Raw genomic sequence first — 13036 nt, 5'->3', positions numbered from 1 at the left:
CATAAATAATAGATTATACTATTGTTTTTCCTTATTCTTCCCGATTTCAAACGAAAAAAAACGGCTGTTTACACAGCCGTAGATGTTTGTTTCGAGCGGTAATACGTTAAAGCCAAGGCTCCTGCTAATACAGCTCCTTTAATAATATCTTGCATATAATACGGAACATTTAGCATCGTTAATCCATTTAACAGCACACCAATTAAAATAGAGCCAATCAGCGTCCCGAATACATTCGGTTTCCCTGCTCCAAATACGGAAAAGCCAATGTATGTCGCAGCTACGGCATCCATTAAAAATGGTGAGCCTGCGTTCACTTCTCCTACTCCAATACGGGCAGCTAAAACGACTCCTCCAATTCCAGCAAGCAAACCTGAAAACATATAGGCATACATACGATAACGATTAACTGGTACACCCGAAAGTCTTGCTGCTTCTATGTTACCTCCTGTTACGTAGAAAAAACGACCAAACTTTGTATAGGAAAAAACGATATGAACAAGCAGCACAGTCAGCAGCATAATGATCACAGGGACGGGAATACCTAGAAAGTGACCTTGCCCCAGCGCAAGGAAAGAAGGAATGAAAATTCCCGGAGCTCTTTCTCCGCTTGGTAAAGGCATATTGGTATAAATAGCTGAGCCTTTTGTATACGTTAATAAAATCCCCTGTACGATAAACATCATTGAAAGCGTGGCTAAAATATCAGGAATCTTTACTTTCACTACTAAAAAAGCATTCACTAACCCGATGAGAAGCGATGCAATAATCGGAACAATGATCGCAACTGCAATTTCTTGTCTGTGTAAAACGAGCATAGAAGCTGATAAAATAGTGGCTAAACCAGCCGTAGATCCTACAGATAAGTCGAGTCCGTTGACCGTTAACGATATCGTTACACCAAGCGCAATTAAGGTAACAATGGAAATAGAGCGCAGAATATCACTAATGTTTTCTCCTGTTAAAAAGTTAGGTGTGGCAATGGAAAAAATAATCATAATAACAAAAATCATTAAGACTGTCCCATATTTGTAAAAAAAGTCGAAAACGCTTATTTTTCTCTTTGGTTTCGCTACAGGTTCTGTTACATACTCCGCACTCATCCTTTTACTCCTCCTGCTGTATAATAAAATAATTTTTCACTAGTTGCTTCTTCTTTGGATAATTCTTTCACGATTTTCCCGTTGTACATAACATAAATTCGATCCGCTACCCCTAGCAGCTCCTCGAATTCACAGGTTGCATAAACAACGCCTTTTTGCTGTGACACAAGCCCTGTAATTAAGTCGAATATCTCTCGCTTAGAGCCCACATCAACCCCTTTAGTTGGCTCATCGAACAACAGTACGTCAGAATCCGTAACAAGCCATTTTCCGATTGCTACTTTCTGCTGATTTCCACCGCTTAACGTTCCAACTGACTGCTCGATAGAATGAGACTTTACGCCAACTTGCCCAGTCGTTTTCTGCGCTTTTTCTTTGATCTTTCCTCGCTTTAGAAACGAATAATTTGTAAAGCGGGACAGACTTGGCAAAACTAAGTTATCGGCAATCGATTCATGAACAAAAATTCCTTCTTTTCTTCGTTCTTCAGGAACAAGAGAAAGACCTTGTGCAATATAATAATACGGCTGCTTATTCAACTTTAGTTTCTTGCCTTTTAACCGAACGCTGCCGCTGACATATTGCTCTAAACCAAATAGACTTCGGCAAAGCTCCGTTTTCCCTGCTCCTACAAGCCCTGCAATACCGACTACCTCTCCTTCTTTTACATGAAAAGAGATATTCGAAAGGCGCCCTGGAAGGGATAATGCTTCTACATGTAAAAGTTCATTTCCAACTTCTACTGATTTTTTGACCCACTGTTTTACAGAAGACGTTCCTAACATGAGCGTAATCACGTCTTCAATTGATGTATGTGAAGTTTCTTTTGTAGCTACATAGCGTCCGTCCTTTAAAACCGTTAAGCGGTCGCAAATATCAACCACTTCTTGAAGGCGATGTGAAATATAAATAATGCCTACTCCGCTTTTCTTCAGCTCTCTCATCACAGAAAACAATTGTTTCGTCTCTTCCACACTAAGAGGTGCGGTTGGTTCATCCAAAATTAAATAATCAACATTCTGTACAATTGCACGTGCAATAAGCACCTGCTGTTTTTCTGATAGAGTTAGATCAACAACATTTTTTTTAACGGATAAAGAAGAACCAAGTAAAGAAAGAGCTTCTTCCGCTTTCTTATAAATAGATTTCCAGTTTACAAATGTCTTACTTTTCTTAGAAACCTGCACGTCTAACACAATGTTTTCAGCTACTGATAGCGAAGGAATCAGCGCTACATCGACTTCTTGGTGTACAATGCCGATGCCGTGGCTCTTCGCTTCTTTAGGAGAAGAAATAGAGATTTCTCCTCCGTCTTTGTAAATCTTTCCTTCGTACTCGTCGTAAGCTCCGCACAATATTTTCATCAACGTACTTTTACCGGCACCATTGGCTCCCAATAAAGCATGAATTTCCCCTTTTTGAACAGTAAAATCAACTTTGTTCAGCGCTTGAAAAGAACCAAAGTTTTTTGTAATGTTCTTCATTGAAAGCTCGTTCGTCATGTCTGTCCCTCCACTTCTACTCTTTTTTACCCCATTCTTCTACGTACTGACTAAGCTGGTCCATATTAATCGTTTGATTAGGCAAGTCAGTTTGTTTGACTAAAACCGGATCAAAGGAATAATAACGAGGGATCTCTTGACCGGAAATCTTTTTAAGAAGCAGATCAACCTGCTTTTCTCCTACTGAAGCTGGGTTTACAGCAGCTGACGCTTTCCACGGGCTGTTTTTTGCCTGCATCATTTGCAGGTCTTCATCAGATAAGTCCACTCCATATACCTTAATCTCATCTCGTCCTGCTTCTTTAATCGCTCTTGTGACTCCTTTTGCAAATTCGTCCCAAGGTGCCCAAACGGCTGCAATGTCTCCTTTATTTGGATACTGCTTTAATACAGCCGCCATTTTATTTTGAGTGTCTAGAGAGGTGTTGTCTGTTGCGCTTCCAAACGTGGCAATTTGTTTTACATCTGGATAGCGATTCATCATAATTTTATAAATGCTGTCGCGTTTTTCCATCGGTGCAAAGCCTCCAACAAACGCATATACAATATTTCCTTTTCCGTTAATGTCCTGCATCATTTGCTTTAGCCCCTGGAGCGCAAGCATATAATCATCTTGGTCAATCGTTGTAACGCCTTCTACTTTTAATTCTACGTCTGTTGCAATAACGGGAATCCCTTTTGCAATCGCGCGCTTCACGCCAGGTTCAAGGGTTTCAGCCCGGCCGTGGTCAATCATAATACCGTCAACATTTTGGTTAATAGCCGTATCTAAATACGCCGCCATTTTAGATTGATCATTATTAGAATCAGAAACGGATAGCTGTACTCCTGCTTTTTTAGCCGCTTTTGTCACACCTGTTATGTACTGAGCAGCGTGAGTGCCTGACGTAAATTCAGAAATAAGAGCAATTTTTGTATCTTTCGTAATCTTTTTTCCTTCTTGCTGTACAGGCTTAGCAGAAGCCGCTTGCTGCGCTGGAGCTGCCTGTGCTTTCTCGTTTAGACTTGGCTGTTCTTTCGTGCAGGCAGCCAGCGCAAAAACTAGAAGCACGAGCAAAGTAAGTGGCCACAGCATTTTTTTACTCTTTTTCATGGTGTTCCTCCTATTAAACTTATTATTCATATAAAAATAGTTAGTTTTATAATAATCCAAAGAATACCCCGCTTTTAGATGTAAAAGCGGGGTGATCATGACCTATGCTTTACAAGTAGTTGTTATGCGTAAATAGGTACCCATCCTTCAGTTGTCACGAAAATTCGCACAGCGACTACTTTACGATCTTCCATTAGTGTAAAGTAATGAAGAATGTTTTCTGGTACTGAAATTAAATCGCCCGGCTCTAATTCAACATCAAAAAATTCACCGTCTTTTCCTTGAATAACAAAGATTCCATGACCGCTTACGATAAAGCGAACTTCGTCATCTGTATGAATATGCTTGCGCTGAAAGTTTTTTAACAATTCATCAATGTTTGGTGTAGATTCCGATAACGAGATAACATCTTGAGCTTTATAGCCGCGGCGTTCAGAAATATCTTTAATATCCTCACCAAAAGCGTTTAAAATTTCTGTTTTTTCTTCATCAGTTAAATCATATTTTTCACGAAGATTTTCTGGAAGTTTTGTAATATCCCAGTTTTCATAAATAACTTCATTGTTTGCCAGAAAAGCTGATACTTCCTCTTGAGTTTCAATTCTTTTATTATTTACATGTAAGCGAATTTGCGCCATTTTTATTTCCTCCTTTTATAAATGCACCTTTGGCTTAATGCCTTTAAGTGATAGTAATTTCACATGGTAGCTAAATAGAAATTCATAGGCTTCTAGCGCTTTTTTTGTTTCAAACGCATTTTTCCCCCATACCGTAATCCCGTGGTTACGAATTAAAATCGCGCCTTGATCGCCTTTTATATGGTGAGAAAATTCTTCTGCTAGTGTCGGAATATCCGCGTAATTCGGAATAATCGGAACAGTAATTTCCGCATCTTCCTCCCAAATACCCAGTGCCTTAATAATTTCTTGGCCTTTGAATGAAATAAACCCTTCATCTCCGTACAGTTCAGAGATCACGTTGTTGTCGATTGTATGTACATGAAGGCTGCACCCAGCATTCGTTGACTCGTAAATCTTAACGTGTAAAAGCGTTTCAGCAGAAGGCTTTAAATGCGTTTCTTCTGCAGGCTTCCCGTATTGATCAACTAACAAAAAGTCTTCATTTGTGCGTTTTCTTTTATCTTTTCCACTTGCTGATACAAAGAAAGTTGTCGGATTTTGATCCACTTTAATCGCTAAGTTTCCGCTTGTACCGAAGAACCAATCGCGCTCTGCCAACTCATCTTTTATATCTGCAAGCTCGTGTAATCTTTGCTGAGCCATAATACTCATGCTTTCACCTCTTCTGTTAATTCTTGTAAATGGTGAATCACATCATAAAAAGTAGAAAAAGGACGATACGGTAGAGATAGCTCTTCGCATTTTTTAATTAAAAAGTCACGCGCAATGACAGTGTCAGCTAATTTGGCAGCCTGCAAATCTGTAATTGAATCGCCAATAACAACCGTATGATCTCTTTCATCTGCAAGATGGCGAATAATCGTTGGCTTACAGCAGCCGCAGTCATTTGTGCACTGTTTATCACATGTATGAGGCCACGTAATGGAAATATGCTCACCGGAAAAATCAGATCCGTTGCAGTAGAGCATTTCCTCTGCAACTCGATTTCCCAAAAGCGGTTTTACAAAAAAGTCAATTCCTCCGCTTACAATATAAAGCGGAATATGATGCTCTTTTGTATAGGCAATAAAATCATCAAATCCATCTCGAATAGCAGACGTGTCTAAAATATAAGAAATAATATCTTCCTTTAATTCCACGGGAAGCAAGGCAAACATTTGCCCTACTCCTTCTTGAATGGAGACGCGCTGTGCTAGCACGTCGTCTTTAATACTTTCCCACTCCGGAGGAGCAAATTGTTTCATAATAGCAATAATGTTATCGCTATTTGTGATTGTTCCATCAAAGTCACAAAAGATTTTTAACGATGTCATGCTTTCACCTCTACTGTTCCCCATAGTTGCAAAGCTTTTTGCAACTCTTTTGATTCTTCCGCTTTTTCGGCTAGTGTTTGATGAGAGAGTACTCCATCTATCGCCGCACGGAATGCTTTTCCTCCTCCGATAGCGCCGTCTGGATGACCGTGAACTCCGCCTCCTGCATTAATAATGCTGTCGATTCCAAAGTCCTTCACAAGCTGCGGTACCATTCCAGGATGAATTCCTGCTGAAGGAACGGGGAAAGTCTGCTTATATTTGTACACAGGACGCGTTAATTCGTAGGCAATGCCTGTCGTATCTTCAAGAGAAAGCGCTACGCTTCCGTATGGTGATGGAAACAGTGAGAAATCTGCTCCGGCTAAGCGCAATAGTTTTCCAAGCAGTAATGAATTTGAAAAACCGTAAAACTCTGATGGCGTAAGCGCTCCGCTAACAGCTGGGTGTGCCATAATCGGCAAGTTAATTTCATCATCTTCTCGAAGTGCCTGCAGTACGTCTAACCCGTAAGCAAATACGTTGAATAAAAGAGCATCGGCTCCTAGCTCAGCTGCTTTTCTCGCTTTTTCTTTTAATTCAAACGTTCGTCCCGTTAAATTAACAGCATACAGCGTGCGGTGTCCCGTTTTTTCGTATACTTCATTCAGTACTTTTTTTCCTTCTGTAACGCGAGTTTCAAAAGGTGTTCGTTCACTATCAAACAAAATCTCGTCGTCTTTAACCAAATCCACTCCGCCAAGCGCTTGCTCACGCAGCTGAGTTGTTAAGTACGTCATGTCTCTTCCAATCACGCCTTTAAAAATACTCATCACAAGCGGACGGTCATAAACGCCTAGTTTCTCTCGTATACCTTCTATTCCAAAGCGCGGTCCTGGGAATTCAGCTAATAATTCATCAGGAAAATCCAAGTCTAATAATTTCACTTTTCCATCAAGTGATAGTTTTCCGAAAACCGTAACTAAAATAGCCGGTAAATCTCTTGAAAAGTTGGCAGTTGGATAAGCAATTTTGACAATAGCCTGCTTAACCTCTCCGCCTAAATATCCGTTAACACGTTCGCAGTCTTGAAGCTCAGTTACGGATACGACGCGCCCTTTATGCTTTTGAAGCTGTTGTTGATCTAAAAGCGGCAGATCTGTCCATGAGCCGACGGTTAGTCCTAAAGCAATTCCTTCCGCTTTTTTATGAAAATTTCCTTTATTGTCATGTAGTAAGTAGCTTGCAACGATTTCACTCATTATGCTAAAAACTCCCTTGCTGTTTAATATCGTTAATAAAAAAAACCTCTTCTGTGATTAAGAAGAGGCTTTCGTTGCTCTTCTTATCTCTCAGCTGCTGCTGCAAGAATTAGCACCGTGCTTAACATGCGTTAAGTCGGTTGCCGGGCTTCATCGGGCTAGTCCCTCCACCTACTCTTAATAAGAAAGTTGCTATTTATTTAAATTGAATTCGTAGATTATATACTAAATAAAAAATACCGCTAGGATTTATCGGTTATTAATCTCGTTAACTTCTTACATATTAAGCCAACTCAAAAAGGATTGTCAATGCGTTTTTAAAATAAATTTAATTTTTTTATTCGAGATACAGCTTCTCTTATGCGCTCTTCATCCGTCAGCAGTCCTACGCGCACATAGCCTTCACCATATGTTCCGAAGCCTACTCCAGGTGCCACTACAACGTGGGCTTTTTCAAGAAGTAAATCTGAAAATTGTTCAGAAGTATATCCTTTAGGAACTTTTAGCCATGCAAAAAAGGAACCCGCTGGAGATGTAACGTCCCAACCAATTTCTTGAAGCCCTTGAATAAAGGTATTGCGTCTAGATTCATAGCGCTTAACTAAATCATTCACACATTGTTGAGATTCTAACAGAGCTGCCGCTGCTGCCTCTTGAACCGCCCCAAAGAGGCTGACATACATATGATCTTGAAGAAGATTAATAGCTTCTACTACACTTTCATTTCCTACAGCAAATCCAACTCGCCATCCCGCCATGTTATACGTTTTAGAAAGAGTATAAATTTCAATTCCCGTCTCTTTTGCACCAGGAGTCTGTAAAAAGCTGATTGGCTTTTTACCATCAAATCCAATGGCTCCGTAGGCAAAGTCGTGTACCACACAAATATCGTGCTTGGCAGCAAACGCCACGGTGTCTTCAAAAAATTCTGCCGTTGCCACTGCACCGGTAGGATTATTCGGATAGTTTAAAAACATGAGCTTTGCCTGTTCTTTAGCACGTTCACCTATCTCTTCGTATACGGGCAGAAAATGATTTTCAGCCGTGAGCGGCATCACTTCCATCTTTGCTTTTGCAAGCTCTACTCCAGACCAGTAATCAGGATATCCAGGATCCGGAACCAGCACCGTATCTCCAGGGTTTAATAAGCACTGCGGGATTTCAACAAGTCCACCCTTCCCGCCAAACAAAATAGCTACTTCTTTTTCAGGATCCACATCAACGCCATATTCTCGTTTATAAAAAGTCGCAACGGCCTCTTTCAAAAACTGGTGCCCCCGAAATGGAGAATATTTATGATGCATAGGATTAGCACTTGCTTTTTGGAGTGTTTCTACAATATGTGAAGGAGTAGGCTGATCAGGATTTCCCTGCCCTAAGTTAATAACGTCGTGCCCTTGGGCCATTACTTTTCCTACCTTGCCTACAAGTGATGCAAAAAATTGTTTTGGTAAACTTTTTAATAGTTCCGATTGCTCAAATTGTTTCATCATCGCACACCTTCTCAAAAAATTCTTGAAATTCTAGTCACAAATAATATATTGTAATACTCAACTTGTAAAGTCATTTTTTTCAACTACTAAAAAAAGGACGGATGATAAAGTGAGTGTAAAAATCACGTGTTTGCAGCTTGATATTGCGTTTGGAAACCCAACTAAAAACCGAAAATATATTCAACAAAAAATGACGGAAGCTCTAAAAGAAAACCCTGACATCCTTGTGCTTCCTGAGCTATGGGATACAGCTTATGATTTGACGCGGCTAGACGAAATTGCCGATGATGAAGGACAGCAGGCCAAGCAATTAATCTCTCAATTTGCTAAAACGAACGAAGTAAATATTGTGGCAGGTTCGATCGCGAAAAAAACAGAGCAAGGCGTCACAAATACGATGTATATTTTCGACCGAAAAGGTCGTGAAGTGTCACAATACAGTAAGCTGCACTTATTTAAATTAATGGATGAGCACCTCTATCTAGAAGCAGGAACAGCAAAAAATCTTTTTACACTTGAACAGTCTTTATGCGCAGGAGTTATTTGTTACGATATTCGTTTTCCAGAATGGATTCGCGTGCATACTAGCAGCGGAGCAGAAGTCTTATTTGTTGTTGCTCAGTGGCCGGCTCCAAGACTTGCCCATTGGAAAGCACTGCTCATTAGCCGCGCAATCGAAAATCAATGCTATGTAATCGCGTGTAATCGTGTAGGCCAAGATCCTAATAACATATTTGCCGGACATTCCTTAGTCATCGATCCGTGGGGAGAAATAATCGCTGAAGCTGGCGATAGCGAAGAACTTTTAAGTGCCGACGTTAACCTGGAACTTGTAAAAGAAATTCGTAAACAAATTCCTGTCTTTACAGATCGCCGCACAGAATTTTATTAATTATGTATTGACAGCCGTTTTTTTGCATGATACGATTTTCACCAGATAACATAAAATTTTCAAACAAATCAAAATTGAATAAGTAATCGTACTCTTATCAAGAGTTGGCTGAGGGATTTGGCCCTGTGAAGCCCAGCAACCGACCGTCATTCCATCCTAAGATGGATCACACCCGTAAAACATGTTTTTACAAAGGCACGGTGCTAATTCCAACAGAAAGTAATTCTTTCTGGCAGATAAGAGGTTTGAACACTACAATCAAGCCTCTTTCCAACGAAAGAGGCTTTTATATTTTCTAAAATTATAAAAGCCTCCATACATTCTTAAACCTATTAACTTAGTAAACAAATCAGTTTAATAAACTATGGAGGGATTCTAATGTCAACAACAAAAACAGAGAAGTATCAGCCTTTAACAGAAATTTCAGCAATCAAACTTGTGAAAAAGCTAGGTCTCTTTGATGCCACAGAAGCACTGACTGCCCGTGAAATCGGTGATGGCAACTTAAATCTCGTCTTTCACATCATAAATGATCAAACGAATAAATCCATTATCGTCAAACAAGCACTTCCTTATGCAAAAGTTGTAGGCGAGAGCTGGCCTCTATCCTTGAACCGTGCCACGATTGAAAGCAATGCGCTCAAGCAATTCGGTGCATTTACCCCTGAACTCGTACCAGCTGTGTATTACCACGATGAAACGCTTGCTGTTACGGTCATGGAAGATCTGTCTCATTTAACGATTTCCCGCGCCGGACTTATTCAAGGAGAAAGTTATCCCCTGCTTTCACAGCATATCGGTTCTTTTCTAGGACATATTGCGTTCAAAACGTCGGATTTTGCCTTAAAGCCTCAGGATAAAAAAGAAGAAGTCGTCAAGTACAGCAATCCGGACTTATGCAATATTACGGAAGATTTAGTTTTTACAGATCCTTTTTTTGATATCGATACAAATGAATTTGAAGAAGCGCTGCGTCCTGATGTAGAAGAATTGTGGAACGATGGAGATGTAAAGCTACAAGCAGCAAAATTAAAATATAAATTTTTAACAAATGCCCAAACGCTAATTCACGGTGATTTACATACAGGAAGCATATTTGCTAGCAGTCAAGAAACGAAAGTGATTGATCCAGAGTTTGCTTTTTACGGTCCGTTTGGATTCGATTTAGGCCAATTTGTTGCGAATTTATTTTTAAATGCTCTTTCTCGAAAAACAGATCGCGAACCGTTATTTGCACACATTACGAACACATGGAACGTATTTAAAGATACCTTTACTGCGCTTTGGCATTCTGAAAACACTGAACCTTTCGCTAAAGATGAGCGCTTGTTACATGAAATTTTAACGCAAACGTGGCAAGATGCTGTTGGATATGCAGGGTGTGAAATCATTCGACGTACGATTGGCTTAGCTCACGTGGCGGACTTAGACGAAATTTCTTCAGAGGAAAGAAAAATTAACGCTAAACGTACTGCGTTAAAAATTGGACGCTATTTACTTCTGCACCAACAAGACGTTTCACCAAATGAATTTGAACATTTACTTCGATAACGAATAATGTACACAATGAAAGGATCGGTATCAGCATGACAAATACACTATCACTTCCGCGCTCAGTGGAATGGAATGAATCATATATTACTTTATTAGATCAGCAGCAGCTTCCTGGCAAAGTTGAATATATTAAGCTGCAAACCATTAAAGACGTATGGGATGCTATCACTACCTTGAAAGTACGCGGAGCCCCTGCAATTGGCATTACGGCGGCTTTTGGTCTTGCTCTTTCTGCGCTTAGCTATGACACGGATTCAGTCAAGGAATTCAACAAAAAGCTAGCTCTAGATCAACAGTATTTAGCTAGTTCACGCCCGACTGCCGTCAATTTATTTTGGGCATTGGACCGCGTAGCGAAAAGCGCTGAATCCGCTTCGTCCGTTAATGAAGCTAAAACAAAAGTTGTTCATGAAGCGATTCAAATTCAAGTAGAAGATGAAGAAACGTGCTACCGAATTGGAGATCATGCCCTTTCTTTATTTAAAAAGAAAGATAAAATCATGACAATATGTAATGCTGGTTCAATTGCTACAGCTTATTATGGAACAGCATTAGCACCTTTTCACTTGTCTAAGCAGCGCGATATTCCGCTTGAAGTATTTGCTTGTGAAACAAGACCCGTTCTTCAAGGTTCTCGCTTAACAGCATGGGAACTTCAGCAGTCGGGAGTAGACGTTACGCTGATTACGGATAATATGGCTGCTCATACCATTAAAACAAAAGGAATTAATGGGATCATTGTAGGTGCTGACCGCATTGCAGCAAATGGCGATACGGCTAACAAAATTGGAACGTATGGACTTGCTCTTTTAGCGAAAGCATTCGGTATTCCATTTTACGTAGCAGCGCCGCAGTCCACATTTGATTTATCTATTCAAGACGGAAGCAGCATCCCTATTGAAGAACGTTCACCTAAAGAAGTAACGCACATTGGAGATACGCAAATTGCTCCAGACGGAATCTCTGTGTACAATCCAGCTTTTGATGTGACGCCAAGCGAACTGATTACGGCTATTATTACAGAGCATGGAGTTATCCATTCCCCGTCTTTTGAATCCATTCAAAAAGTTTTGCTGCAATCTGCTCAATAACAAGAGGCTGGGACAAAAGTATTTTAGCCCCACTGCAAAACGAACCACTAATCAACATGTTGATTAGTGGTTCGTTTTTTTGTGATGGTAAATATCGTTTTATCTGTTTCGTTCCCTCTAGCAGTTGATTGGGGGGGCAAGGTGAAGACTCCTGCGGGAAAAACGGAAGGGGTGAGACCCCGCAGGAGCGCAAGCGACGAGGAGGCCCAGCGGCCGCCCGCGGAAAGCGAAGTCTTGCACGGAAATCAACTGCGGTGTCACAAGCGGTTCAGTTCATGTATACGAGTTGTTCATCTTTAGATGACATTGATTTTGTTATGTCTCAACCTTTTTTATTAAACAGTGCTTTTTGGCTGCATTTGTAACACAATTGTAACAGTACTCTCTGCTTTTTCTACATATATTATAGGGGATTCTTTTTGAATAAGGAGGAGTAAAAATGAGTGCAGAGCAAAAAACGGATAAAAACAAAGCGTTGAATCGCAAGCAGCAATATCAGCTATTCGATTTATCCAAAGATGAAGAACTAAATTCCCTCCCTTCTCCTCAGCAAATTGACGGTGTGTTTGTGCAAGGAGAAGGCTGGAAATTAGACGGTGAATAGTTATTTTAACTCCAGAGCGCCTTTTGCTACATTTCTTTCAAGCATTAATAGTTTTTCTTTTATATGAGTTTGGGAACCTGCATAACCTGTTAAAGCTCCATTTTTACCAATAACACGGTGACAAGGTAAAATAATAGGCAGTGGATTTCGACGATTCGCTTGTCCCACAGCCCTTACGGCTTTAGAGCGATTAACAGACTCCGCTACATCACTATAAGACCACGTTTGTCCATAAGGTATACCTTTAAGCGTTAACCACACTTCTTTTTGAAAGTCTGTTCCTTTTATATCCAAAGGCACATCAAATGTTAGCGTGCGCCCTTCAGCATAATCCTGAAGCTGCCGCTTCGCTTCTTTCACAAGGTGATAATTCTCGTCATGGACAAGTTTTTTAAGCTGCTCGTTGTGATCATCGCTATCAAACCAAATATGTTGAACCCCTTTTTCCGAGGCTACAATATAAATTTTCAAATCAGAAAATAAGTTCATTTCTCCATAGTACATACTCG

General features: G+C 40.3%; 14 protein-coding genes and 2 riboswitches. Of the genes, 5 read left to right on the top strand and 9 right to left on the bottom strand.

Going from position 1 to position 13036, the window contains the following annotated elements; genetic code table 11:
* Positions 1-68 precede the first annotated feature (68 nt).
* The 8 genes from ACMX9J_RS16790 to ACMX9J_RS16755 all read right to left on the bottom strand — a co-directional run bounded on the left by ACMX9J_RS16790 (position 69) and on the right by ACMX9J_RS16755 (position 8383).
* Positions 69-1103, bottom strand: coding sequence for an ABC transporter permease (locus tag ACMX9J_RS16790; protein ID WP_028414163.1), 1035 nt, complete (start codon positions 1101-1103; stop codon positions 69-71).
* Entirely contained in the window at positions 1100-2605 is a 1506-nt protein-coding gene (locus ACMX9J_RS16785) for a sugar ABC transporter ATP-binding protein (RefSeq protein ID WP_028414164.1), read from the bottom strand. The genes ACMX9J_RS16790 and ACMX9J_RS16785 overlap by 4 nt, the downstream gene beginning before the upstream one ends.
* Before the next feature lie 16 nt (positions 2606-2621).
* A complete protein-coding gene (locus ACMX9J_RS16780; RefSeq protein WP_028414165.1) occupies positions 2622-3698 on the bottom strand; it encodes a sugar ABC transporter substrate-binding protein in 1077 nt (358 codons plus the stop codon).
* Positions 3699-3820: 122 nt separating this feature from the next.
* On the bottom strand, positions 3821-4336 hold the full coding sequence (locus ACMX9J_RS16775; RefSeq protein WP_013055961.1) for a 1,2-dihydroxy-3-keto-5-methylthiopentene dioxygenase: 516 nt from the start codon (positions 4334-4336) through the stop codon (positions 3821-3823).
* Positions 4337-4351: 15 nt separating this feature from the next.
* Positions 4352-4990, bottom strand: a complete 639-nt coding sequence (locus ACMX9J_RS16770; RefSeq protein WP_028414166.1) for a methylthioribulose 1-phosphate dehydratase — start codon at positions 4988-4990, stop codon at positions 4352-4354.
* Entirely contained in the window at positions 4987-5652 is a 666-nt protein-coding gene (locus ACMX9J_RS16765) for a 2-hydroxy-3-keto-5-methylthiopentenyl-1-phosphate phosphatase (RefSeq protein WP_034263976.1), read from the bottom strand. Before ACMX9J_RS16765 ends, ACMX9J_RS16770 begins: the two co-directional genes overlap by 4 nt.
* Positions 5649-6893 carry a 2,3-diketo-5-methylthiopentyl-1-phosphate enolase gene (gene mtnW / locus ACMX9J_RS16760; RefSeq protein WP_034263978.1) on the bottom strand — a complete coding sequence of 415 codons (1245 nt, stop codon included), beginning with the start codon at positions 6891-6893 and terminating at the stop codon, positions 5649-5651. Before mtnW ends, ACMX9J_RS16765 begins: the two co-directional genes overlap by 4 nt.
* 80 nt (positions 6894-6973) lie before the next feature.
* Positions 6974-7080: riboswitch (SAM riboswitch) on the bottom strand.
* Between the two features lie 130 nt (positions 7081-7210).
* Positions 7211-8383, bottom strand: a complete 1173-nt coding sequence (locus ACMX9J_RS16755) for a pyridoxal phosphate-dependent aminotransferase (RefSeq protein WP_034263982.1) — start codon at positions 8381-8383, stop codon at positions 7211-7213.
* Between the two features lie 112 nt (positions 8384-8495).
* On the opposite strand from ACMX9J_RS16755, the gene ACMX9J_RS16750 reads away from it, so the two are divergent.
* The 5 genes from ACMX9J_RS16750 to ACMX9J_RS16730 all read left to right on the top strand — a co-directional run bounded on the left by ACMX9J_RS16750 (position 8496) and on the right by ACMX9J_RS16730 (position 12527).
* Positions 8496-9278: a carbon-nitrogen family hydrolase gene (locus ACMX9J_RS16750; protein ID WP_034263980.1), complete on the top strand. Its 783-nt coding sequence runs from the start codon at positions 8496-8498 to the stop codon at positions 9276-9278.
* Between the two features lie 91 nt (positions 9279-9369).
* Positions 9370-9521: riboswitch (SAM riboswitch) on the top strand.
* A 135-nt stretch (positions 9522-9656) separates the two neighbouring features.
* Entirely contained in the window at positions 9657-10829 is a 1173-nt protein-coding gene (mtnK, locus tag ACMX9J_RS16745; protein WP_028414171.1) for an S-methyl-5-thioribose kinase, read from the top strand.
* A gap of 35 nt (positions 10830-10864) precedes the next feature.
* Entirely contained in the window at positions 10865-11923 is a 1059-nt protein-coding gene (gene mtnA, locus ACMX9J_RS16740; protein ID WP_028414172.1) for an S-methyl-5-thioribose-1-phosphate isomerase, read from the top strand.
* 128 nt (positions 11924-12051) lie between these two features.
* Complete coding sequence (locus tag ACMX9J_RS16735; RefSeq protein WP_416226035.1) at positions 12052-12288, top strand: hypothetical protein; 237 nt, start codon at positions 12052-12054, stop codon at positions 12286-12288.
* A gap of 74 nt (positions 12289-12362) precedes the next feature.
* A complete protein-coding gene (locus tag ACMX9J_RS16730; RefSeq protein ID WP_014461081.1) occupies positions 12363-12527 on the top strand; it encodes a hypothetical protein in 165 nt (54 codons plus the stop codon).
* On the opposite strand, the gene ACMX9J_RS16725 is transcribed toward ACMX9J_RS16730, so the two are convergent.
* Complete coding sequence (locus ACMX9J_RS16725; RefSeq protein WP_028414173.1) at positions 12528-13031, bottom strand: methylated-DNA--[protein]-cysteine S-methyltransferase; 504 nt, start codon at positions 13029-13031, stop codon at positions 12528-12530.
* Positions 13032-13036 lie beyond the last annotated feature (5 nt).

It is taken from the genome of Priestia sp. RMT2NF4 (assembly GCF_047872835.1).
GTDB lineage: Bacteria > Bacillota > Bacilli > Bacillales > Bacillaceae_H > Priestia > Priestia zanthoxyli.
The sequence above is the reverse complement of the archived record's forward strand: the minus strand, read 5'-3'. Positions and strand labels throughout refer to the sequence as shown.